Below are 20717 nucleotides of genomic sequence, written 5' to 3'. Positions count from 1 at the left end.
CGCGTCTGCGGCGCGAGCGCACCCCTGCACGCGGGACCGGAACTAGGGTGCGGGTCATGGCAGTCGCACGCACCCGCAAGGCTCGTGCCTCGCGCCGCCGCTGACAGCACGTTTGATGCCCGCGCTGCTAGGTTTCCATCGAGGGCTCGCCGGGGGGGGAGGATGATGTGGACCTGATGTCGATCCGGCCGGGCGAGGGGCCGCCTCTGGACGTCCGGAAGTCGATCTACGCCCGCGCTGTCGAGTTCGGTGCCGTCGGCGCACACGCAGGCTCGAATGTCGATGGGGCTGCTCTTCGCGCCTATGAGCGATCAGTTGAGGCGATTGCCAACCAGCAGGTTCGCCGGTGGTACTTCACGCAGTGGATCACCAGCTTCGTGTTCTGGGTCGCGTTCGTCGCGCTGATGATCGGCGTGATCGTCTTCGCCGACACGGGCGAAGCGTGGGCGGCGTTGCCGCTTCTGGTGGTCGTGCCGCTGTTTGGAGCCGCCGTTATCTGGGCTCTCAAAGTGCGAGCGCCGATCCTGCGCGCACTGCGGAAGCGCCAGCCGCATCCGATCCACGCCGTGTCTCAGGACTGTGTCCTTTTCGGTCGTGCGTTGGTGGGCGACGAGGTAGCTCGATAGCTGTTCGCAGATCGTTGGCGCGGCGGCCGGATCCGCCAGAGCATCAGCGAGGCCCCCGCACGACGTGAGTCGTTCGGCGGGCCTCGCTTTGCGTTCAGGGGCGCTCGGATGGAGGTCGCCGCGCGTGCGGCGCGGGCGCAGTCCTGCGGCCGGGGCTGGAACTAGGGTGCGGATCATGGCAGTCGCACGCACCCGCAAGGCTCGCTCCTCGCGCCGCCGTGCCCGACGCGTCGCCGCCTCAGGCAGCGACCTCACCACCGATCAGTGGCAGCGCATCCTCGACGCCTGGGAGCGCTGCGCCTACTGCGGCGACGCGGCGTCCGCGCTCCAGAAGGACTGCGTGCTGCCGATCTCACGGGGCGGCCGCTACACGCTCGACAACGTCGTCCCCGCCTGTCGGTCATGCAACGCGAGCAAGTGCAACGACGAGGTGACGTCCTGGATGCGACGCCGTCGGCTCGATGAACCCGCGTTCCTCATCCGGTGGGCGCAGGTGAACCGGGAGTTCGCCTCTCCCGAGGGTTGAAGTTTCCCGGCCAGGCCGACGTTGGTGGGCCCCGTGGGGCTCGAACCCACGACCTACGGATTAAAAGTCCGCTGCTCTACCAACTGAGCTAGAGGCCCGCCTGCCATGGTATCCGCGCTCCGCGAACCTTCTGATCCGCGGATGCGATCGGCACGCGTGTGCGTTGTCATAGGAGAACGGCTACCGAAGGAGGGAGCAGCGATGAATGAGCACGCTGACCGAGACCAGGACAAGCCGATCCCGATGGACAATGCCGCCTCGCATCGTCCCGCCGAAGAAGGTGACGCTCACGGGCACGGCCACCACGATGAGGATGCACGGAACCAGAATCCTGACGCGAAGGCTCCGAACCCGTCACAGGTGCAGAAGCAGCAGCGCAGTCAGGGCATGAACCACGCGGGCTGAGTCACCTTAAGCGGGAGTCAGCTCCAGAGGAGCGGCGCGGCCGGAACCCCCATCCGGCCGCGCCGCTGTGCGCTCAGCGGGTCACCGTTCGATGATGTCGTCCCGGCGTCCTGCGAGCACGATTCCGATGCCTGCGACCACGAGCGCGGCGGCGAGGCCGAACAGCAGCGCGGCCTCGAGAGGTCCTGTGGCAGCGAGTTGCGCATCGGTCGCGCTTCCGACTGCTGACGCATCCGACGCGGGCGTCGTCCCCGTCGCGGCCTGAAGGGGCGGCAAGGAGGCGAGGTGAGCGAGGAGCGCGTGCGGCATGGGGACCTTTCGGGGACTGCGAGCGGGTTCGCACCGTGGTGATGACCCCGCAACTTCGGCACTCACTCTGGCATGCCTCAAATAAATACGCAACAGTACGCATTTGGAGGTGAGGCTCCACGAAGGACGCTCATGAGGCGCGGCGCTCGCGGCCCGTTCACGGATGATGGGCGCCAGCCTTCGGAATGGCGAACCCCAGCCAGATGTTCCCTCACCATGAGAACTCTCCTGGTAGTCCTCCTGGTCCTGTTCCTCGCCATCGCGATCGTCGGCTTCGTCGTCGAGGCGCTCCTCTGGCTCGCGGGCATCGGAATCCTGCTCTTCGCGCTCACCGTCGTCTACTGGGTGGTGAAGGCGAAGATGGCGCGCCGTCGCTCGGAGGCCGCGGAAGCGTAGCGGGCTTCGCCGCGCCGTTCGGTACGGGCGTCGGACTGCTACCGCCCCTCCGGGCGGTCAGCCGTGGCGACGCTGCATCAGGAGCAGCGAGATGCCTCCCACGACCAGCACCGATCCTGCGCCGAGCAGCGCCTGCACGGTCGAGGAGACGCCCGTCGCCGCGAGCGCGTCACGCTGCTCGGTCGCCACGGTCTGCGCGGGAGCCGTGGCAGGCGCGCTGAGCGGCAGCAACTCGGGGGTCGGCACTGTCACGCTGGTGGAGGTGCTCCCGGTCGCGTAGGCCACGGTGATGGTCCGGGTGCCCGGCTCGTGGAAGGTGACGGTCATGCCGTCGACCGTGTCGGCGGTGTTCGAGCTGGAGACCGTCGCGGCGCTCGCATCGATCGGGGTTCCCAGGTGATCCTGGGCGGCGACCGAGAACGTGAGCGAACCGCCGTCATCGACGGTGGTCGCGGGCGGTGCGGAGAAGGTGATGAACACGTCCGGGACCGCGTAGAGGAAGGTGTCGGCAGTGAGGGAGGTGGTGGAGGTGAACCAGTCGCCCGAGCCGTCGGCCGCGGTGTTCCATGCGGTGTCCGACGGCGGCGTCGGAACGGTGCGGTAGCCCGCATCGAAGGTGGGTGCGAACGCGCGATCCATCGAGGTGGTCCCCGCCTGATCGTCGAACGTGACCGCGTAGGCCCGGTCCGTCACCGTGAGCGTCTCCGCCACGAGGTTCGAGCGCAGCGCGATGATGCCCGAGTTGGCGATCTGACCGGTGCCGGTCAGTGCCGCGCCGTTGGTCTCGTCTCCCGACGGGCCCGCGATGAGTCCCGTCGAGGTGACCGTGACCTCATCCCCGGCCTCAGAGTCAGGGATGAGGAGCGAGCCCGACGGGAGCGCGAGGGTGCCTGCCACGTTGAGGGTTCCGAAGGCCGTGCCACCGAGGCCGGCGCCGAACGCGGACGTACCGCCGGTCACGGTGACGTCGCTGCCGGCCTCGAGGAGCACAGTGCCGCCGTCGCCACCGTTGCCTCCGCCGATCCCTGCCGCGTTCGCGCCGCCTGTGGCGACCAGCGTCGCGCCTGACTCGACGACGACGGTGCCTGCGGACTGGCCGGAGAGGCCGCCGATGCCCGCGCCATCCACTCCGCCCGTGGCGACGAAGCTCACGCCGCTCCCGATGGTCAGCACCGAGCCCATCGGGATCGAGACCCCCGCGTCGGTGCTGTACTTCGCGATGCTGAAGAAGCTGCCGCCGCCCGAGGTGTCGACGATCGTGGCGTCGGAGCCCGGCGCCATCGTGACGCCGCCGATGCGAAGCGTGTAGCCGTTCAGATTGACGTAGTAGTCGCAGTTGGCGGACATGGAGATGCCGCTGTAGTCCAGGTCGCCCGTGAGCGTGTAGTTCTGCGGGAACGGGCAGCTGATGTCCCAGTCCGCAGCCGACGCGGCAGTGGGGGCTAGGACGACGGTGGCGAGGGCAAGAGTGGCGATGGTCAGAATGCGACGCTTCACAGCGCTCCTTGGGCATGGGTCGGGGCCCGAGCGGAGGACAGGGGGGACTGCGGGTGCTCGAACCGGTTCGATCTCGCCTATCGGCACCGGTGGCCCGCGTGTGAGAGAGTGCGGTGGAAATGCCCTCGGGGGTATTTATTCGCGTCTAGTGAAGAAGCCCGAGAGCCTCGAGCGTGCGCCACGCCATCCTCTGCGTCACCTCGCGAGGCGACAGCGCCATGCCCACCGCCTTGCTCAGCCCGATGCCGCGTGCCCGGGCGACGAACGCGTCGTCCACGCGGCCCGTCGCATCGTCATACGCGGCGAGCGCCGCGTCGACCCCTTGCGCGGGAAGCAGCGAATGCGTGAAGCCCACGTCCACCGCCGGGTCGCACATCGCCATCGAGCCCCAGTCGAAGATCCCGCCGAACGCACCGTCGTGGCTCAGCACGTTCGCGCCGTGCAGGTCGGCGTGCGACCACACCCACTCGGTGTTCGAGGGCGCGGCAAGCGCCTGCTCCCACAACGTCATCGCCGCATCCACGTCCAGGCGCTCGCCATGCGGGCCGCCTGAGCTGTATGCCTTCAGCACGCGCTCGAGCGTCTTCTCACTGCGGTCCGCCATGGGGATCGACTGCTCGATGTTGAACGGCGCGTCCGCCGGCGCCTCGACGTGCACCTGGGCGAGTGCCCGGCCGACATCAGCGCCCGCGTGGGCGGCGAGCGGCACCTCGTCAGCCGTATCGCCCGGGATCCAGGTGATGACCGCCCACGGCCACGGATAGCCATGACCGGGTTGGCCGTGCGCCGTGAACTCGGGCGAAGGGAAGTCCCAGCCGCGGCTCAGCTGCGGGACCCAGTGCATCTCCGTCTGGAGGAACGTCACCGCCGCCTGCGTGCGGGGCAGGCGTGCGGCGAGCCCGTCGCCCAGGCGGAACATCGCGCAGTCCCAGCCGTCGAAGCGTGGGCCGAGCGGCAGGTCCGAGTACTCCGGATGCTGGTCAGCCAGCAGCGCGACGACCGTCTCCTCCGAGATGGACGGATGCGCCGGTGGCGGGACAGTGTCGAAGCTCATACGGGGTCCGGCTCCAGCGCCGGGTCATCGTCGGGATCATCGTCCTTGAGCGTGGCGGGCGCGGCCTCATGCGCCGCGACGTGGTTGTCGTCCGGCGTGATCGGCCGCCACCGCGTCAGCTGGAACATGCCCAGCCCCACGACCCAGCCCAGCAGGACGATGCCGGCGGCGACCGCGAACACCGACGCGTACCCGTTCGCCGGGTCCAGGAACGGGTAGGGCACCCAGCCGTCGGTCGCGCCGCGGATCAGGATGACCGTCAGCCACACCGCCGGATAGATCAGGACCGTCCACGACTGTCGCCAGCTCAACGGCTTGCGCGGACCCTCGAGCATCCAGTCGGCCAGCATGATCGCGCCCGAGACGCCATGCAGGATCGTGTTGGTCCACACCTGCGGCGTCTGCACGTCCACGTTCACCAGCAGCGTCCAGTAGACGGCCACGACGATCACCAGATACGTCGTGGAGGCGGCACGCGCGTACCGCAACCAGTCCCACCTGGGACGGTCCGTGTAGAGCGCCGACATGAACAGCACCAGCATCGCGATGATGTTCGACTGGATCGTGAAGAAGCCGAAGAAGTTCCAGAACTCCAGGTCCCCCGCCTGCAGCACGGCGTAGAACGTCGCCGCGAGCGCGGTGAAGATCGTCACCGCCCCGATGATGCGCACCCAGTACCACGCCACTCTCACGGGGACGACGCTAGCAGCGGCTTCGCTTTCGCGGGCGGCGCGGGTCTGCGTCGCCCGCGGAGGTCGCGAGGGCTAGCGTGGGCGGCATGGACTGGGGTGAGCTTCTCTCGCAGGGAACGTGGACCACGGAGCCGGTCTCGGCCGAGGTCGACGGCGCGCGGCTGGTGGTCGAGGCGCGCGAAGGATCCGACGCGTGGCGGACCACCAGCTACGGTTTCGTCCACGACGATGCCCACGCACTTGTGGTGCCTCTCGGGCAGGCTGCCGCGGCCGAGGTGTCCTTCGTCCTCGACTACGCCGAGCAGTTCGATCAGGCAGGCGTGATGATCCACGTCGACTCCGAGACGTGGATCAAGGCCGGGGTCGAGGTCTCCGACGGCTCGCCCCAGGTCGGGGCCGTCGTCACCCATGGGATGTCCGACTGGTCGGTCGCGCCCGTACCCGAGTGGGTGGGGCGCGAGGTGACGGTGCGAGCCTCGCGCTCCGGCGATGCGATCACCGTGAGGGCTCGCGTGGACGACGAGCCCTGGCGGCTCGTCCGTGTGGCGCCGCTCCCGCCCGAGGCCGACGCGAGCGTCGGCCCGTTCTGCTGCGCCCCGTCGCGTTCCGGGCTGCGGGTGGCGTTCACCGGCTTCCGCTTGGGCGAGCCCGACGCGGCGCTCCATTGAGCGTGTTGACATCCGTGATCCTTCCGTGACCAACCGATGCGCGCCCTGCCCCGTCCTCTTCCTGTGATGGGGGTGATGGCCTGATGGCTCGGTGGGAGTCGGCGTTGCATGAGTTGGCGTCGCAGCGTCGTGGGCGGTTGTTGGGGTTCGCGTCCATGCTGGCGGGTCCGTCGGATGCGGAGGATCTGGTGCAGGAGGCGATCGTGGCGACGTTCTCGAGGGGGCGGGGCTTCGATGATGTCGCGCAGGCGGAGGCGTATGTGCGCAAGGCGATCGCGTCGCGGTATGTGGATCGGGTGAGGTCTCAGTCGGCGGATCGGCGTCGGGCGGAGCGGGTGGCGCCTGTGGAGGCGGTTCCGGATGCGTCGGAGCAGGTGGCCGTGAGGGTGACGTTGCGTGAGGCGTTGCCGCACTTGTCGGCGCGTGAGCGTGCGTGTGTGACGTTGCGCTACCTGTCGGAGATGTCGGTGCGTGAGACGGCGCAGGCGTTGGGGCTGTCCGAGGGTGCGGTCAAGCGGTACACGTCGGATGGGATCCGGGCGCTCAACGCTCTGATAGGCACGGATGAGCCTGAGGACGTGGGCGAGACGGCCGCGGTGGTGTCGATGAAGGGGGGTGCACGATGAGCGGGTTGAAGGGCATGTTCGACGACGAGTTCCGTGACCTGTCGGCGTCGCTGCGGGATGCGCCCGAGTTCGATGAGCTGGCTGCGGTGCGGTCGGTGCGTCGACGTCGGACCACGCGCACGATGACGGTGGCTGCCGGTGGTGTGCTGGCGATGGCCGCGGTGGGTGTGGGGGCGCTGGCCTGGGGTGGCGGTAGTGACGGTGGACCGGCGACGAGTGTGAGCCCGTCACCGACTCCGAGCGTGAGCGCGTCTCCGTCGGCCTCGGCGAGCGCGTCGCCCACTGACGACGGCGTCGTCACGTCGGCCGACGCGACTGACGGCTGGTTCCTGCTGAGCGTCCAGGTCGATCAGGACGCGCCGTACTTCGAGGTCGACCTGGGAGGCGGCATCGAGCCCGTCGGCTCCCGCGCTACCGACGCGCTCCTCATGGTCTCGCCGGACGGCGAGCTCACCGAGATCGGGACGCTCGATCAGTACGACGCGAGCCGGCTCGTGGGCTGGACCGGCGAGCAGATGTGGCTGGATCAGGACAACGGGCAGTACTTCTACGCGGTGCTCGAGGACACGGAGCAGAACCGGCTGCTGACCGTGGACCTCGAGTCCGGGCAGGTGATCTCGCAGGCGCATCCGAGCTACGACGAGAGCTATGCGATCGGTGGTCCTCAATGGGTGGGCGGAGTGAGCGCGTCAGAGTTCGTCGTGGGACTCCCGACGTCGGAGTCTTGGGGCATCGCTCGGGCGAGCATGGGCTCGGTGTCGAGCGTCCTCTGCCACTCGTTTGCGCTGCTGGCTGCGATGTCCGTCTCTCCGAGCGGAGACTCCGTGGTCTGCTTCAACGTTGACGCGGGGCGTTCGTCAGTCGAGATGGCGGCGACTGACGGGTCCTACGTGCGCGAGGTGGCGGACCTCCAATCCAACTGGCCGACCGTCGTCGTCGTCGGCTGGGTTGACGAGACGACAGTGCTGTTCGCGGAGTCCGGAGACGAGGGCTTCGGCTACTTCGCGCTCGATCTGGAGACGGGATCGATCGAAGTGGTCGCTGTTCCGTGGGCCGCCTCGTATGCTGTCGCGACCTATGACAACGAGTCCGAAACGTACGTGAGGTCAGAGGGCGGGATCACCGAGTTTTATGGGGCGGAGGGAACGCTGCTCACCTCGTTCGATTGCTCTGCCGGCGACTACGCCGTCGTCCCTGCGGTCGTCTATTCAGGCTCGAAGGCGATCGTGAAGTGTGCGGGCGCCGTCTCGGAAGGTATCGACCATCCTCGCGAGTCGGTCGTGCTCGTCGACCTGGAAACTGGAGCGGTGCAGCTGCTGGACCTTGTCGGCTATCCGGCGCCGGCGCACAACGCGTGGATCGATGTCATCCCCTTCGATGTGCCTGAGCGGTAGGTGTCCGAGACGTGATGGCGTCGGTGTTCTGGCGACTATCCGCAGCGCTGTCAGGAGACTGACGACCGCCCAGGGGCTCTCGTTGCCTGCCCTAGGAGACTGAGGGTCGTTACTCGGGAGCTAACGTCTCTTGTAGGCGCGTCAGGCCCGCCTGCCGCCTACAGCCCCGCGAGCAGCAGCGCCGCGAAGGCCACTGCGCCGGCGGCCATGGTGACGCCCGACGAACGCCGCCACAGGGCCACACCCACCGCGACGATCGCGGCGAGGTGCCACGCACCGAAGCCGCGCCACTGGCCTTCGTCGAGCAGCAGGGTGTTGGCGACGATCGCGGCCATCGCGGCGGGGCCGACGAGTTGGAGCGCCCTCTCGATGCGCGGCGGGATGTCGCGCTCGCGCCCGAAGATGACGATGCCGCTGATGCGGATCAGGTAGGTGCCGATCGCGGCGAAGGTGAAGATGAGGAACGTGGTCATTCGCCACCTCCTGCATCGTGGGCGAGCCCGTCGTCTGGCACCTCGGGCTCAGGCTTCGCGCGCAAGGGCACGAAGGCGCCGACGGCGATGCCGATCAGAGCGCCAGCCAGCACGTTGAGGCCCCACGGGAGGTCCTTGGCGAGTACGACGACGAGCGTGGAGACCGCGACGGCGACCACGCCCGGGGCGTCGTGGAGTCCAGGCACGAGGACCGCGAGGAACATGAGCGGGACGATGAAGCCGATCTGCCACGCGTCCGGGATCACAGGCCCGAGGACGATGCCTGCGATGGATCCGACCGCCCACACGACGACGAAGGGCAGCGCACCGCCGACGATGAACCAGCGTCGGCGCACAGGGTCGGGGTAGCGATCGGCGTTCTGCAGGGAGACGACGGCCGCCTGGTCCGTCATGAGGTGGGCGAGGCCCAGCTTCCAGCGGAGCGGGAAGGCCGAGAAGACGGGCGCGAGCGCTGCCGAGTACAGCGCGAAGCGCGCGTTGATGACCAGCGCGGTGACGATCGCGATGATCGCGGGCGCGTTCGCGCGGATCGCCTCGACGATCGCGATCTGGCTCGCCCCTGCGACGACGGAGACGGACGCGTACGACCCGACCCACGGGTCGATGCCCGCCACCCGGACGAGCGCGCCGAAGGCCAGGCCGAAGAGCACCGAGCCGGGCATGAGTGGGCCGATCGCCTTCAAACCTGCCCGCGCGTCAGCCCATTGGAGCGGCGCGATGCCGAGCACTGCGCGGCGGGCGGGGGTGGCGTCGGTCACCGCGCCAGTGTGTCACGCAGGGTCGGTGCCGCCGGGCGGCGATGCGGCACCGCGGGCGGCTAATTGGCGGCAGCCTCGGCAGCGTCCGCGGCCGCCTGCGCGGCCTTGCGCTCGGCGCGCTTCGCCTCGAACTCGGCGAGCGCCTCGGCATAGCGGGTCGCGAGCTCGGACTCGTCCCACTCGCAACGCAGCCCCTCCTTCTCCGCGAAGCGCTCCAGGTGGCTCTGCATGATGGCGGTGAGGGTGAAGACGGACTGCTCGTCGGGTCCGACCACGGAGAACGCGATCCCCGCGTCGGTGGCGCCCATGGTGAGGGCGGTGTCCTCGCGGCGGATCACGGCGGTGCCGGTCTCTGCGTCGAACTGCGCGTCGATCTTGCGGCCCAGGTGGCTCGCGAGCTGCTTGTTCCAGCGCGCGGCGCGGTCGGTGGCGGCGTGGCCGGTGAGGGTGACGGTCATGGGGGACTCCTTCGGGGTGGTGCGGGCCGATCGACTCTCAGGTACCCGGATGGCGACAACCAGGTACCCGCAGAAGGTCAGCGGTAGTAGGCGGCGATCCAGTCGCCCTCGATGCGGTGGACGGTGAACTCCATCCCGTACACCTCGTGCAACGCATGAGGGGTGATGACGCTTTCCGGCGGCCCGTCGTGGACGACGGCGCCGTCGCGCATCGCGATGATGCGGTCCGAGTGGGCGGACGCGTAGTTGATGTCGTGGAGCACGAGCACGATCGACTTGCCGCGCTCCTCCGCGAGGCGCCGCAGGAGCCGCATCACGCCGGTCGCGTGCGCCATGTCCAGGTTGTTGAGCGGCTCGTCGAGCAGCACGTAGCGGGTGTCCTGCGCGAGCACCATCGCGACGAACGCCCGCTGACGCTGGCCGCCGGAGAGCTCGTGGATGGGCCGCGACTCGAGCTCGGTGAGGTCGCAGTAGGCGAGCGCCTCGTCCACCGCGGCGCGGCACTCGGGCGTGAGGCGTCCCCCGGAGTGCGGGAAGCGTCCGAACTCGACGAGCTCCCGCACGGTGATCCGCGCCGTCATCGAGGTGTCCTGGCGCAGCACCGACAGGAGCCGCGCGACCTTCTTGCCAGGCGAGGCGAAGACGTCGACGCCGTCCACCGTGACCGTGCCGGCATCGGCGCCGAGGATGCGCGTGATCATGGACAGCAGCGTGGACTTGCCCGCGCCGTTGGGGCCGATGATCGAGGTGATGCCCGTCTGCGGAAGCTGGAGCGAGACCCCGTCGACGACGGTCGCGGGACCGTAGGACTTGGTGAGGTTGTCGACGGCGATCATGCGCGAGCCTCCCTGAGGATCAGCAGGATGAAGTAGACGCCGCCGACCAGGTTGATGATCGAGCCGAGCGTCGCGTTGAAGTGCAGGACGTGCTGGAGCAGCGCCTGCCCCAGCACCAGGGCGACGACCGCGATCAACGACGCGGCGACCATCGTCACCACATGCCGGTGGGTGCGGGTCACCTGGTAGGCGAGGTTCGCCACGAGCAGGCCCAGGAACGTCACTGGGCCGACGAGGGCCGTCGCCACCGCGACGAGCAGCGCGACCAGCATGAGCAGCCGGGTCACGGTGCGGCGGTAGTCGACCCCGAGCGTCACGGCGCGCTCGCGACCGAGCGTGAGCACGTCGAGCGTGGGGGCGAGGCGGAAGGCGAGCACGACGCCCGTCACCATCAGCGCGGCGGCGAGCGCCAGCACCGAGGTGTCGAGGTCGCCGAAGCTGGGCAGCAGCTGGTCCAGAAGCGAGTCGAACTCGTTGGGATCCATGATCCGCACCAGGAAGCCCTGCACCGAACCGAAGAGCGTGCCCGCGATCACGCCCATGAGGACGAGCGTGTAGAGGCCTCGCGAGCCGTCGCCCAGCATCCATCGGTACAGCGCCGTGGCGCCGACCAGCAGCAGCACCGTGGTGGAGCTGAACATCACCCACGGGTTCATGGTCTCGACCGCTGCGGATCCGAGCACGAACACGAGCACGGTCGCGAACAGCGCGTAGAGCGCGTCGAAACCCATGATCGACGGCGTCAGGATCCGGTTGTGCGTGAGGGTCTGGAAGACGACGGTGGAGACGGCGATCGCCGTGCCGACGACGGCCAGCGCGGCCACCTGCTCGAGGCGGCGGGGAAGCGCGAAGTCCCAGTGCCCGTCGACCCCCCAGGTGAGGAACAGCGCGACGGAGGCCAGCACCAGCGCGGACAGCCCCAGCAGGACCCAGGCGGTGCGGGAGAGGCGGCGTGGCGCGTCGGCCGGGGGAAGCGACGACGCGGGGGGCTCCTGGACGACGCGCGTCGCCTGGTCAGGCGTGGGCATAGCGGTTCCCCTTGCGCAGGACGAGCGCCGCGAAGATGACGGCGCCGAGGACGCCCGCGATGGATCCGATGGGGATCTCGTACGGGAAGATCAGGAGGCGGCCGAGGATGTCGCACGCCAAGGTGAGCGCGGCGCCGGCCATGGCCGTGACGGGCAGGGTGCGGCGCAGGTTGTCGCCGATCGCCATGGTGACGAGGTTCGGCACGATCAGGCCGAGGAACGGGATCGCGCCGGCCGTCACGACCACCACGGCGGTGGTGAACGCGGCGATCGACAGGCCGAGCGCCGTCACCCTGCGCACGTCCACGCCGATGCCGGTCGCGAAGTCGCGGCCCATGCCGGCGGCGGAGAAGTGGTGGGCGAACGCGTACGCGAGCACGGCCGCGGCGCCCGCGAGCCACAGCGTCTCGTAGCGGCCCTGGATGATGCCGGAGAAGTCGCCGTTGGTCCAGACGGACAGGCTCTGCGTAAGGCCCTCGCGGTAGGCGACGAACTCAGCGATCGCTCGGTAGACGCCGCCCAGCAGCAGGCCGACCAGCGGTACGAACACGACGTCCTTGAACTGGACGCGCTGGATCAGCACCACGAAGACCGCGGTGCCGGCCAGCGCGAACGCGGTCGAGATGAGCACCTTGCCCATGACGGGCGCGCTCGCGAAGAACAGCAGCGACGTGAGGACGCCGAGCGTGGCGGCGTCGACCGTGCCCGCCGTCGACGGTGCGACGAAGCGGTTGCGGGTGAGCTGCTGCATGATGAGGCCGGCGACGGCGAGCGCGGCACCCGACAGGATGAGCGCCGCGGTGCGCGGCCAGCGGGACAGCGTGAGGAGCGAGCGGCCCTCGTCGGAGCCGACGAGCTCTCCGAGCCCGACGCCCGCGGCGCCGACCGCCAGCGAGACCACTGAGAGCACGCCGACGGCCGCGACGGCCACCCAGGGGGCGAGCGTCGCGGCCGTGGCGCGCGAAGGTGCGGACAGGGGTCAGCCCACCAGGGTGGCGACCTCGTCGTAGACGGTGCTCATCGCGGTGAGTCCGCCCATCGACAGGTACCAGTTCTCGGGGGTGACGTAGACGATGCGTCCCTCCTGAGCGGCGGTGGTGCCGTTGACCAGGTCGTTGTCCAGCAGCTGCTGGGCGCTCTCGCCCTCCTCGCCGATCGCCGCGTCGCGGTCGATCACGATGAGCCACGAGGGGTCCAGGTCGGCGAGGAACTCGTAGGAGATCGAGTCGCCGTGCTCGTCGATCGTGCCCTGGTCGGTCGCGGCCTCGAGGCCGAGCACGCCGTAGGCGAAGTCGAAGCGGCCCTCGTCGCTCGGGCCAAAGGCCGAGACCTGGCCGCCGGTCGTGAGGACGACGAGGCCTGCGCCAGCGTTGCCGGCGTCGGCGGCGATCGCGTCACCCTGAGCCGTGAGCTCGTCGACCGCGGTCTGTGCCGCGTCCTCCTCGCCGAACAGCGCGCCGATGGCGAGGGCGTTGCGCTCGAGCGAGGTCGAGTAGCCCTCGGAGCCCCAGTCGTAGCTGAGGTCGATCGTCGGCGCGATCTCCTCCATCTGGTCGAAGGTGGAGGCCGAGCGTCCACCGACGATGATGAGGTCCGGCTCGGCGGCGTTGATCGCCTCGTAGTCCGGCTCGAAGAGCGTGCCGCCGTTTGCGGTGCTCTCGGTGTAGCCGTTCAGGTACGACGGAAGCGCGTGGTGCGGGATCGCGACCACGGAGTCGCCGTGGCCGAGGGTGTCGATGATGTCGAGGATGCCGTGCTCGAACACGACGACGCGCTGCGGGTCGGCGTCGAGGGTGACGTCCCCGGTCGCGGTGGCGATGGTGACCTGAGCGGCCTCGGCGGCTGCGGAGGTGGCGTCGGCGGCGGTGTCGGCGTCAGCGCTCGAGCATGCGGCGAGAGCGGCGGAGGCGACCGCGACGAGCGCGACCGAGCGCGCGAGTCGGGACGTGTGCATGGTTCTCCTTGGGTGAGAAGGGACGGTCAGGAGTCGCGACGAAAAGTGAGGTAAGGCAGGCCTTACCGGGTGGCCGCGAATTACGCTACACGACAGTTTCGTAAAAGCAAACTCCCAGATGCGAGGCCACCCCCGCCCTGCGTGGAAGCCCGCCCGAGACGGTTTCGCGTCACCGGGAACAAACCGCCCCACGAAAGCGTCGATACAGGTAGAACCGCTCGGCCTGAGCCGCGCGGGACACACGCTGACTGTCGTGGCCACACCGGCCTCCCTCCCCCCCCTCGGGAGGTCGGGTTCCCACCTGATGGCCGTCCCGCGACGCATACGCGCACCACCACCCCCCCTCGGTGGGCTCGGCCGGGCGGTCTCCCTTTCCCCGACCGGACGACGGGAAGCCACTGACGCCGTCCGACGTTCACCCCGTGACGCGTACCCTGGTTGCCGGAAGGAGCCCCCACCGTGACCTCACACAAGATCGTCAAGACCGACGCCGAATGGCGCGCCCAGCTCAGCGACATCGAGTTCCAGGTGCTCCGCATGGCAGGCACCGAACGCCCCTGGACCGGAGAGCTGCTCGAAGAGAAGCGCAGCGGCACGTTCACCTGCCGCGCCTGCGGAGCCGCGCTCTTCAAGTCCGACACCAAGTTCGACTCCCACTGCGGCTGGCCGTCCTTCTTCGACCCCAAGGACTCCGACGCCGTCACCCTCCACGAAGACCTCAGCCACGGCATGGTCCGCACCGAGGTCCGCTGCGCCGCCTGCGAGTCCCACCTCGGACACGTCTTCCCCGACGCGCCCCAGACGCCCACCGGCGACCGCTACTGCATCAACTCCGTCAGCCTCGACTTCCAGGCCGACGAGGGAGCCGGCACCCCCGGACGCAGCGACGACTTCGGCGCCTCAGACGGAGACCTCTGAGTGGCCGAACGACGCTTCCACCGGCCCGCCATGCTCGACATGGAGGAGGCCGAGCAGATCGAAGGGGACATCGACCCCGCCGACCGCGCGCTCATCGCCCACGAGACCGCCCACGCGATGGTCTCCCAAGCACGCGCCTCACAGGACCCCGAGCTCGTCGACCGCCTCATCCGGCTCGTCGACGAAGAAGGCATCGACACCGTCGCCATGCTCTGGTCCAAGGCTGAAGCGCACACCCTGCCCGGCTCGCTCTGGCGCCTCTACATGATCCGCGAATGGGTCAAGACTGACGGTGAGGCCGTCGCCCGGTCCTACCACCACGGCGTCCACGCCGCCCACGTCCGCCACGCCATCGCCGGCGTCGAGGACCCGCCCGGACCCGAAGAGGTCCAGCGCCTCGCCGACAAGATCCTCTCCGGCGTCTACTCCGGCGACCTCGCCACCGCGCTCGAACGCGCAGGCGCCTTCTGCCGCGTCGTCGCCACCGGCATCGCCTTCGAAGCCGAGACCGACGAAGGTCACTCCGACGCCCGTGCCCACCGCACCACCATGCGAGCCGCCCAGCTCCTCCGCACCGGAGAAGACCTCGAGACCAACGCCCGCATGTGGCGCGAGGAGCGGCTCGACTGAGTTGTTTGGCTGTTGACGCGCGAGCGCGTCAACAGCGGCGCACGGCTCGACGCGGCGTTCACGCCGCCGCGTCGCCCTTCGCTACTTCAGTAGGTGGGCTCACCGCGCCCACGGGCGTCAGTCCACCTGAGGCGGCGCCGCGTTCGAGCGGTGCATGAACGCGTGGAACGCCGGCTGGTCCATCTGCGCGGGAGGCAGGTCGCTCTTGGCGCCGTCCGCGCGCATCCCGTCCACGACCAGGCGGGAGATCCGCGAGAGAGCCTCACGTTCCGGTCCGACCGGGCGGCCGACGAACGAGCCCAGCGAGAACACCGTCAGTGTCAGATCGGCCGCGGTGATGTCGTCCCGCAGCGCACCCTCCGCCTTCGCAGCGGAGATCAGCTGGTCGAACGGGGCCACGGCGCGGCGCGCCGGCGCGTAGTCGGGGTCAAGGTCGTACATGAGGCGCATGACAGCCCTGACGCCAGGGGTGTCCGCGACGATCAGCGTCCCCTCCTCGACGAACTTGGCGAGCTGGTCCCATGCGGACCCGGCCACCGCCACGGACTCGATACGGCTGGCGAACTCGTCGACCGCGCGATCGTAGAGCGCACGCACGAGCGCCTCGTGGTTGGGGAAGTGGCGGTATGCGGTGCCGACCCCGACGCCGGAGGCGGCGGCGAGCTCGCTGACCGAGATGTCCGCGTCGCGTGACCCCAGCAGCACGAAGGCGGCATCGATGAGCCGTTCACGGTTGGCGATCGCATCGCGGCGTGGGCGGCGTGCGTTCGTCATCCGTCCATCCTAGGCAGATGCGGGGCGTCGGCGGTCACCTGAGCCGGGCGTCGCACGCCTACGAGGCGGAGGCGGATGAGCGGTGTTTCGCAACCCGAATCGCGGGTGTTCGCGCAGCGCCGAAGGGGGCGGACACAGGGGTGATTCGGGGTTACAGTGGTGGTGACGTCGGACCGCGGTAGCCCCGGGCTCCAACACCAGCCGCCATGAGCGGCCTTTGCGCCGACTGGCGCTCCCGGTCCGACGTCGTCTCATGTCCAGGCTCGGCGCCTAGAGCGGCACCTGAAGCCCGTGAGACTCCACCGCGACCACGCGCGATCCGCTGTCGGTCGCCTGCACGTGCGCGACGAGCACCCCGCCCGCAGGCAGGTAGGGGTTTGACCGTGGCAGGGCACCCCTGGTGTACCAGCGGGTAGCCGCGCGCACCATCTCGATGATCGTGGGCAACGTGGGGCGATGCACGCAGATGACGCGCGCGACGTCCTTGTCCAGCATCTTCTGGAGCAGCTTCGCGGTGGCGAGCGGCTTCTCGGCATGTCCTGGCTCGGTGAGCCGTTCGTAGGTCTTCACCTCGATGCCGGATGCTTCCGCATACGGACGGATGGTCGCCATCGTCCGTTCGGCAGGCGAGGACGTGATGCGCGCGGCGCCGAACGCGGCGAAGAGCGGCACGAGCTGCCGTGCGCGCTCCTGTCCCCGCTTGGTGATGGGGCGCGTGATGTCCGAGCGGTGCCACGCCTTGCGACGCTTGGCGCGCGCATGCCTGGCGATGATGAACGCGTGCGTCTCGAGGCGCTCGTTCTCGTAAGCGGTGACGAGCGCCTCAAGCGGGCGAAGGTCGTCCTTGAACGTGATGCGGCGTGCGGCCTCGTCGATCGTCAGCCAGGCCGACCTGTCGATCTCGGACTTGTCGATCTTGGGGTACGGAGGGCGAGCGCGGATGGGGCCGGTCTCCTTGGACGCGACCTTCGCGGCCCAGTACTTCACGACCTTCGTCTTGTCGCCGGCGATCGGGTAGCGGAGGGTCGGCAGAGGCTGCCCGAGCACGATCTGCTTGCCGGTCTCCTCGGCGACCTCACGGATCGCGCAGGCGGGGAGGGTCTCGCCTGGGTCGAGCTTGCCCTTCGGCCAGGACCAGTCGTCGTAGCGCGGCCTGTGGACGGCGAGCACCTGCAGCTGACCGTTCCGGACCCGCCAGACCAGTGCTCCCGCCGCCACGACAGTGCCGGGAGGGTAGCGCTTCACTTCCCGCTCTTCCTCCGCTGGGGCTGACGCTCGATGTACAGGGACTGGAGATCCTGCAGGGGCTGGCCCTCCGCGTCGGACCTCATCGCCTTCCAAGCACCGTCGGGCTGGAGCTCCCATGCGCCGGTGGTCTCCGCCATGGCGAGGTCGACGTTCTCGAGCAGGCTGGCGACCTGCGCCTCGTCGACGATGGTCACGAGCGCTTCGATGCGTCGGTCGAGGTTGCGGTGCATGAGGTCGGCGGAACCGATGAAGACCTCCGGCTCGCCGCCGCCTCCGAAGGCGTAGATGCGGGAGTGCTCGAGGAATCGGCCCAGGATGGAGCGCACGCGGATGTTTTCGCTGAGCCCAGGGACGCCGGGGCGGATGGCGCAGATCCCTCGGATGACCAGGTCGATCTTCACGCCCGCCTGCGACGCGCGGTAGAGGGCGTCGATGGTGCGCTCGTCCACGAGCGAGTTGACCTTGATCTTCACCCAGGCGTCCTCGCCCGCGCGGGCGCGTGCCGCCTCGGCCTCGATGCGGTCGATCAGCCCCTTGCGGATGCCGTTCGGGGCGACGATCACGCGGCGGAACTTCGCCTTGGGCGCGTAGCCGGAGAGCTGGTTGAACAGCTTGGTGAGGTCGGCTCCGACGTCGGGGTCCTTGGTCAGGAGGCCGTAGTCCTCGTAGAGCCGCGCGGTGCGCGGGTGGTAGTTGCCGGTGCCGATGTGGCTGTAGCGCTGGAGGCCGTCCTCCTCCTGACGCACCACGAGCGAGAGCTTGCAGTGCGTCTTGAGGCCGACGAGTCCGTACACGACGTGCACGCCCGCCTGCTCGAGCTTGCGGGCCCACGAGATGTTGCGCTGCTCGTCGAAGCGCGCCTTGATCTCGACGAGCGCGAGGACCTGCTTGCCGTTGCGGGCGGCCTCGATCAGTGCGTCCACGATCGGCGAGTCTCCGGAGGTCCGGTAGAGCGTCTGCTTGATCGCGAGGACCTTGGGGTCGTTCGCCGCCTGGGCGAGGAACGCCTGGACTGACGTGGAGAACGAGTCGTACGGGTGGTGAAGGAGCACGTCTCCGCGCGTGATCGCAGCGAAGATGTTCTGCTGCTGCGCCGTCTCGACCGGTGCGAGCCGGTGGTGCGTCGTGGGTCGGAACGCCGGGAACTGCAGCTTGGGGCGGTCCAGGTCGGCGATCACGTTGAGGCCCGTGAGGTCGAGCGGGGCGGGGAGGTGGAACACGTCCATCTCGGTGATGCCGAGCTCGCGGACCAGCAGCTCGCGGATCTTGGGCGGAAGGTTCTCGGCGACCTCGAGTCGCACAGCGGGGCCGAAGCGTCGGCGAAGCAGCTCGCGCTCCATGGCCTTGAGGAGGTTCTCGGCGTCGTCCTCCTCGACCTCCATGTCCTCGTTGCGGGTGACGCGGAACGTGTAGTGGTTGAGCACGTCCATGCCGGGGAACAGGTAGTCGAGGTGGGCGCCGATGACGTCCTCGAGCGTGACGAAGCTGCGCGGCTCGTCGGACAGGGCCCAGGCGTCGACCAGCTGCGAGGGGCGGCCCTTCATGTCCACGGAGAGGAAGCGGGGGAGGGTCTCGGGGACCTTCACTCGCGCGAAGTACTCCTTCTCGGAGTCGGGGTCACGGATCTCGACGGCGAGGTTGAGGGACAGGCCGGAGATGTAGGGGAACGGGTGCGCGGGGTCCACGGCGAGCGGCGTCAGCACGGGGAAGATGTCGGAGCGGAAGAGCTTGCGCAGGCGGTTCTGCTCGCTGTCGCCAAGCTCGTCGTAGCGGACCAGGTGGATGCCCTCGCGGGACAGCTCCGGGAGCACGACGTCCTCGAAGACCGCGGCGTGCTCGTCCATGAGCTGGTGGGCGCGGTCGGTGAGCGCCTCGACCAGGCGGGTGGGGCTCATGCCGGTGGCGGACGGGACGGCGAAGCCCGCGGCGATGCGTCGCTTGAGGCCCGCGACGCGGACCATGAAGAACTCGTCCAGGTTGGACGCGAAGATCGCGAGGAACCGTGCGCGCTCCAGCAGCGGGGTGGCAGGGTCCTTCGCGAGCTCGAGGACGCGCTGGTTGAAGGCGAGCCAGGACAGCTCGCGGTCCAGGAAGCGGTCCTCGGGGAGGTCCTCGGACGTCTCCTCGGTCTCATAGACGGGCACCGCCATGGTCTCGTCGGAGACGATGTCGATGGGGGCGCTCGGGTCCGGTGCGGGCTGCGGCCCCGCCTCGCTGAGATCGATGCTGTCCGACATGGTTCTTATCGTTGCACGCGGGCCCTTCGGTGGCGACCCCTTTGTGCTGGTCTGAGGCCTGAATGGCACAGGTTGCGGGACTGGGGACGGGGCACCTACGCATTCATCCCTGAGAATGATGCTCCGCACGCCGGGATTCCACTAGAACTGAAGGTGAGGACGCTGCCGTCAGGACCGCCTTCCCGCGGGCCGCCATGCAGCGCCGGAAGGAGTGGCGATGGCGCCCGCACCGATCGAGATCGATCACCTGACCAAGCGGTTCGGCGACGTGGTCGCCGTGGACGACGTGTCCTTCGAGATCGCCGAGGGGGAGATCTTCGGCTTCCTCGGTCCCAACGGCGCCGGGAAGTCCACGACGATCCGCTGCCTGCTGGATCTGATCCGCCCCACGTCGGGCTCGTGCCGCGTGCTCGGGCTCGACTCCCGCAAGGACGCGGTGGAGATCCGCCGCAGCCTTGGCTTCCTCCCGTCCGACCTCGCCATGTACCCGAACCTCACGGGCCGTCAGACGCTCGAGTTCCTCGCCCATCTGCGTGGCGGCGTCGACTGGGCGTGGGTCGACGAGCTGTGCGAACGGCTCGACGCCGACCTGGGCCGACGCGTCGCCGAGTACTCGTCCGGCAACAGGCAGAAGGTCGGCATCATCCAGGCCTTCATGAACCGCCCGAAGGTCGCGGTGCTCGACGAGCCCATCACCGGCCTGGACCCGCTCGTCCAGCTCGAGTTCCACGCGATGCTTCGCCAGCATGTCGCCGAGGGCAACACCGTCTTCCTGTCCTCCCACACGCTCTCCGAGGTGGAGAGGGTGACGGATCGCGTCGCCTTCATCCGCCACGGGCGGCTCGTCGCGGTGGAGCGGATGGACGATCTGCGCGCGAAGGCCGTCCGGCGGCTGCGACTCGAGTTCGCGGCCCCCGTCGCCGCGGAGGAGTTCCTGTCCGTCGAAGGCGTTCACGAGGCGACGGCCGACGGCGCGACGCTCACGCTGCAGTACGAGGGCTCGATGGCGCCGCTGCTGAAGGCGGCCACGAGTCGCGAGGTCCTGTCCGTCGAGTCCGGCTCGCTCGACCTGGACGAGATGTTCCTCGAGTTCTATCGCGACGAGGTGGCCGAGGCTGGAGCGGACGCGGACACTGCCCGCGGGGACGCCGCCGACGAGCCCACGACGACGGGCGCCGGAGGCGTGTGA

24 protein-coding genes and 1 tRNA gene are annotated in these 20717 nt (G+C 69.2%); 10 read left to right on the top strand and 15 right to left on the bottom strand.

Annotation, left to right across the window (positions count from 1 at the left end; translation table 11 throughout):
* Nucleotides 1-167: 167 nt before the first annotated feature.
* Together QQX04_RS03960 and QQX04_RS03955 are read left to right on the top strand one after the other, a co-directional pair.
* The gene (locus tag QQX04_RS03960; RefSeq protein ID WP_301126480.1) at nucleotides 168-626 is read left to right on the top strand and encodes a hypothetical protein; all 459 of its coding nucleotides are present in this window, start codon (nucleotides 168-170) and stop codon (nucleotides 624-626) included.
* A gap of 175 nt (nucleotides 627-801) precedes the next feature.
* The gene (locus QQX04_RS03955) at nucleotides 802-1152 is read left to right on the top strand and encodes an HNH endonuclease (RefSeq protein WP_301126478.1); all 351 of its coding nucleotides are present in this window, start codon (nucleotides 802-804) and stop codon (nucleotides 1150-1152) included.
* A gap of 22 nt (nucleotides 1153-1174) precedes the next feature.
* Here QQX04_RS03955 and QQX04_RS03950 read toward each other — a convergent pair.
* Nucleotides 1175-1250: transfer RNA gene (locus QQX04_RS03950), tRNA-Lys, on the bottom strand.
* A gap of 103 nt (nucleotides 1251-1353) precedes the next feature.
* On the opposite strand from QQX04_RS03950, the gene QQX04_RS03945 reads away from it, so the two are divergent.
* Nucleotides 1354-1557 (top strand): hypothetical protein, encoded by a 204-nt coding sequence (locus QQX04_RS03945; protein WP_301126477.1) that lies wholly within the window; start codon nucleotides 1354-1356, stop codon nucleotides 1555-1557.
* Nucleotides 1558-1638: 81 nt separating this feature from the next.
* Here the strand turns inward: QQX04_RS03945 and QQX04_RS03940 are convergent, their stop codons facing one another.
* On the bottom strand, nucleotides 1639-1866 hold the full coding sequence (locus QQX04_RS03940; RefSeq protein WP_301126475.1) for a hypothetical protein: 228 nt from the start codon (nucleotides 1864-1866) through the stop codon (nucleotides 1639-1641).
* Nucleotides 1867-2082: 216 nt separating this feature from the next.
* Here QQX04_RS03940 and QQX04_RS03935 point away from each other — a divergent pair, with 216 nt between their 5' ends.
* Nucleotides 2083-2262 carry a hypothetical protein gene (locus QQX04_RS03935; protein ID WP_301126474.1) on the top strand — a complete coding sequence of 60 codons (180 nt, stop codon included), beginning with the start codon at nucleotides 2083-2085 and terminating at the stop codon, nucleotides 2260-2262.
* A gap of 57 nt (nucleotides 2263-2319) precedes the next feature.
* Here the strand turns inward: QQX04_RS03935 and QQX04_RS03930 are convergent, their stop codons facing one another.
* The 3 genes from QQX04_RS03930 to QQX04_RS03920 all read right to left on the bottom strand — a co-directional run bounded on the left by QQX04_RS03930 (nucleotide 2320) and on the right by QQX04_RS03920 (nucleotide 5505).
* Nucleotides 2320-3759 carry a hypothetical protein gene (locus QQX04_RS03930; protein ID WP_301126472.1) on the bottom strand — a complete coding sequence of 480 codons (1440 nt, stop codon included), beginning with the start codon at nucleotides 3757-3759 and terminating at the stop codon, nucleotides 2320-2322.
* Nucleotides 3760-3904: 145 nt separating this feature from the next.
* Nucleotides 3905-4813, bottom strand: a complete 909-nt coding sequence (locus QQX04_RS03925) for a phosphotransferase (protein WP_301126470.1) — start codon at nucleotides 4811-4813, stop codon at nucleotides 3905-3907.
* Nucleotides 4810-5505 (bottom strand): Pr6Pr family membrane protein, encoded by a 696-nt coding sequence (locus QQX04_RS03920; protein ID WP_301126468.1) that lies wholly within the window; start codon nucleotides 5503-5505, stop codon nucleotides 4810-4812. Before QQX04_RS03920 ends, QQX04_RS03925 begins: the two co-directional genes overlap by 4 nt.
* Nucleotides 5506-5591: 86 nt before the next feature.
* Between QQX04_RS03920 and QQX04_RS03915 the strand changes: the two genes are divergently transcribed.
* The 3 genes from QQX04_RS03915 to QQX04_RS03905 all read left to right on the top strand — a co-directional run bounded on the left by QQX04_RS03915 (nucleotide 5592) and on the right by QQX04_RS03905 (nucleotide 8193).
* Nucleotides 5592-6173: a DUF1349 domain-containing protein gene (locus tag QQX04_RS03915; RefSeq protein WP_301126466.1), complete on the top strand. Its 582-nt coding sequence runs from the start codon at nucleotides 5592-5594 to the stop codon at nucleotides 6171-6173.
* 83 nt (nucleotides 6174-6256) lie between these two features.
* The gene (locus tag QQX04_RS03910; protein WP_301126464.1) at nucleotides 6257-6799 is read left to right on the top strand and encodes a sigma-70 family RNA polymerase sigma factor; all 543 of its coding nucleotides are present in this window, start codon (nucleotides 6257-6259) and stop codon (nucleotides 6797-6799) included.
* The gene (locus tag QQX04_RS03905; RefSeq protein WP_301126463.1) at nucleotides 6796-8193 is read left to right on the top strand and encodes a hypothetical protein; all 1398 of its coding nucleotides are present in this window, start codon (nucleotides 6796-6798) and stop codon (nucleotides 8191-8193) included. The genes QQX04_RS03910 and QQX04_RS03905 overlap by 4 nt, the downstream gene beginning before the upstream one ends.
* Nucleotides 8194-8351: 158 nt before the next feature.
* Here QQX04_RS03905 and QQX04_RS03900 read toward each other — a convergent pair whose 3' ends face one another.
* The 7 genes from QQX04_RS03900 to QQX04_RS03870 form a co-directional block, all read right to left on the bottom strand.
* Complete coding sequence (locus QQX04_RS03900; RefSeq protein ID WP_301126461.1) at nucleotides 8352-8666, bottom strand: AzlD domain-containing protein; 315 nt, start codon at nucleotides 8664-8666, stop codon at nucleotides 8352-8354.
* The gene (locus tag QQX04_RS03895) at nucleotides 8663-9445 is read right to left on the bottom strand and encodes an AzlC family ABC transporter permease (protein WP_301126459.1); all 783 of its coding nucleotides are present in this window, start codon (nucleotides 9443-9445) and stop codon (nucleotides 8663-8665) included. Before QQX04_RS03895 ends, QQX04_RS03900 begins: the two co-directional genes overlap by 4 nt.
* Before the next feature lie 59 nt (nucleotides 9446-9504).
* Nucleotides 9505-9903 (bottom strand): DUF2218 domain-containing protein, encoded by a 399-nt coding sequence (locus tag QQX04_RS03890; RefSeq protein ID WP_301126457.1) that lies wholly within the window; start codon nucleotides 9901-9903, stop codon nucleotides 9505-9507.
* A gap of 77 nt (nucleotides 9904-9980) precedes the next feature.
* Entirely contained in the window at nucleotides 9981-10739 is a 759-nt protein-coding gene (locus QQX04_RS03885) for an iron ABC transporter ATP-binding protein (protein WP_301126456.1), read from the bottom strand.
* Entirely contained in the window at nucleotides 10736-11767 is a 1032-nt protein-coding gene (locus QQX04_RS03880; RefSeq protein WP_301126454.1) for an iron chelate uptake ABC transporter family permease subunit, read from the bottom strand. Before QQX04_RS03880 ends, QQX04_RS03885 begins: the two co-directional genes overlap by 4 nt.
* Complete coding sequence (locus QQX04_RS03875; RefSeq protein ID WP_301126452.1) at nucleotides 11754-12698, bottom strand: ABC transporter permease; 945 nt, start codon at nucleotides 12696-12698, stop codon at nucleotides 11754-11756. Before QQX04_RS03875 ends, QQX04_RS03880 begins: the two co-directional genes overlap by 14 nt.
* 48 nt (nucleotides 12699-12746) lie before the next feature.
* On the bottom strand, nucleotides 12747-13721 hold the full coding sequence (locus QQX04_RS03870) for a siderophore ABC transporter substrate-binding protein (RefSeq protein WP_301126450.1): 975 nt from the start codon (nucleotides 13719-13721) through the stop codon (nucleotides 12747-12749).
* Between the two features lie 459 nt (nucleotides 13722-14180).
* Here QQX04_RS03870 and msrB point away from each other — a divergent pair, with 459 nt between their 5' ends.
* Together msrB and QQX04_RS03860 are read left to right on the top strand one after the other, a co-directional pair.
* Complete coding sequence (msrB, locus tag QQX04_RS03865; RefSeq protein ID WP_301126448.1) at nucleotides 14181-14639, top strand: peptide-methionine (R)-S-oxide reductase MsrB; 459 nt, start codon at nucleotides 14181-14183, stop codon at nucleotides 14637-14639.
* Complete coding sequence (locus tag QQX04_RS03860) at nucleotides 14640-15269, top strand: hypothetical protein (RefSeq protein ID WP_301126444.1); 630 nt, start codon at nucleotides 14640-14642, stop codon at nucleotides 15267-15269.
* Between the two features lie 117 nt (nucleotides 15270-15386).
* Here the strand turns inward: QQX04_RS03860 and QQX04_RS03855 are convergent, their stop codons facing one another.
* The 3 genes from QQX04_RS03855 to QQX04_RS03845 form a co-directional block, all read right to left on the bottom strand.
* A complete protein-coding gene (locus tag QQX04_RS03855) occupies nucleotides 15387-16043 on the bottom strand; it encodes a TetR/AcrR family transcriptional regulator (protein WP_301126442.1) in 657 nt (218 codons plus the stop codon).
* A 270-nt stretch (nucleotides 16044-16313) separates the two neighbouring features.
* On the bottom strand, nucleotides 16314-17288 hold the full coding sequence (locus QQX04_RS03850; protein WP_301126440.1) for an NUDIX hydrolase: 975 nt from the start codon (nucleotides 17286-17288) through the stop codon (nucleotides 16314-16316).
* On the bottom strand, nucleotides 17285-19528 hold the full coding sequence (locus QQX04_RS03845) for an RNA degradosome polyphosphate kinase (protein WP_436968458.1): 2244 nt from the start codon (nucleotides 19526-19528) through the stop codon (nucleotides 17285-17287). Before QQX04_RS03845 ends, QQX04_RS03850 begins: the two co-directional genes overlap by 4 nt.
* 217 nt (nucleotides 19529-19745) lie before the next feature.
* Between QQX04_RS03845 and QQX04_RS03840 the strand changes: the two genes are divergently transcribed.
* The gene (locus tag QQX04_RS03840; RefSeq protein ID WP_301126439.1) at nucleotides 19746-20717 is read left to right on the top strand and encodes an ABC transporter ATP-binding protein; all 972 of its coding nucleotides are present in this window, start codon (nucleotides 19746-19748) and stop codon (nucleotides 20715-20717) included.

This window comes from Demequina zhanjiangensis (genome assembly GCF_030418315.1).
Lineage (GTDB): Bacteria > Actinomycetota > Actinomycetes > Actinomycetales > Demequinaceae > Demequina > Demequina zhanjiangensis.
Note: the sequence above shows the minus strand (reverse complement) of the source record. Positions and strands in the feature narration are given on the sequence as shown.

Coding starts and splice junctions, on each gene's coding strand:
- QQX04_RS03955 (WP_301126478.1), top strand. CDS start 802: ATGGCAGTCGCACGCACCCGCAAGGCTCGCTCCTCGCGCCGCCGTGCC.
- QQX04_RS03945 (WP_301126477.1), top strand. CDS start 1,354: ATGAATGAGCACGCTGACCGAGACCAGGACAAGCCGATCCCGATGGAC.
- QQX04_RS03940 (WP_301126475.1), bottom strand. CDS start 1,866: ATGCCGCACGCGCTCCTCGCTCACCTCGCCTCCTTGCCGCCCCTTCAG.
- QQX04_RS03935 (WP_301126474.1), top strand. CDS start 2,083: ATGAGAACTCTCCTGGTAGTCCTCCTGGTCCTGTTCCTCGCCATCGCG.
- QQX04_RS03925 (WP_301126470.1), bottom strand. CDS start 4,813: ATGAGCTTCGACACTGTCCCGCCACCGGCGCATCCGTCCATCTCGGAG.
- QQX04_RS03915 (WP_301126466.1), top strand. CDS start 5,592: ATGGACTGGGGTGAGCTTCTCTCGCAGGGAACGTGGACCACGGAGCCG.
- QQX04_RS03910 (WP_301126464.1), top strand. CDS start 6,257: ATGGCTCGGTGGGAGTCGGCGTTGCATGAGTTGGCGTCGCAGCGTCGT.
- QQX04_RS03905 (WP_301126463.1), top strand. CDS start 6,796: ATGAGCGGGTTGAAGGGCATGTTCGACGACGAGTTCCGTGACCTGTCG.
- QQX04_RS03900 (WP_301126461.1), bottom strand. CDS start 8,666: ATGACCACGTTCCTCATCTTCACCTTCGCCGCGATCGGCACCTACCTG.
- QQX04_RS03890 (WP_301126457.1), bottom strand. CDS start 9,903: ATGACCGTCACCCTCACCGGCCACGCCGCCACCGACCGCGCCGCGCGC.
- QQX04_RS03885 (WP_301126456.1), bottom strand. CDS start 10,739: ATGATCGCCGTCGACAACCTCACCAAGTCCTACGGTCCCGCGACCGTC.
- QQX04_RS03880 (WP_301126454.1), bottom strand. CDS start 11,767: ATGCCCACGCCTGACCAGGCGACGCGCGTCGTCCAGGAGCCCCCCGCG.
- QQX04_RS03870 (WP_301126450.1), bottom strand. CDS start 13,721: ATGCACACGTCCCGACTCGCGCGCTCGGTCGCGCTCGTCGCGGTCGCC.
- QQX04_RS03855 (WP_301126442.1), bottom strand. CDS start 16,043: ATGACGAACGCACGCCGCCCACGCCGCGATGCGATCGCCAACCGTGAA.
- QQX04_RS03845 (WP_436968458.1), bottom strand. CDS start 19,528: ATGTCGGACAGCATCGATCTCAGCGAGGCGGGGCCGCAGCCCGCACCG.
- QQX04_RS03840 (WP_301126439.1), top strand. CDS start 19,746: ATGGCGCCCGCACCGATCGAGATCGATCACCTGACCAAGCGGTTCGGC.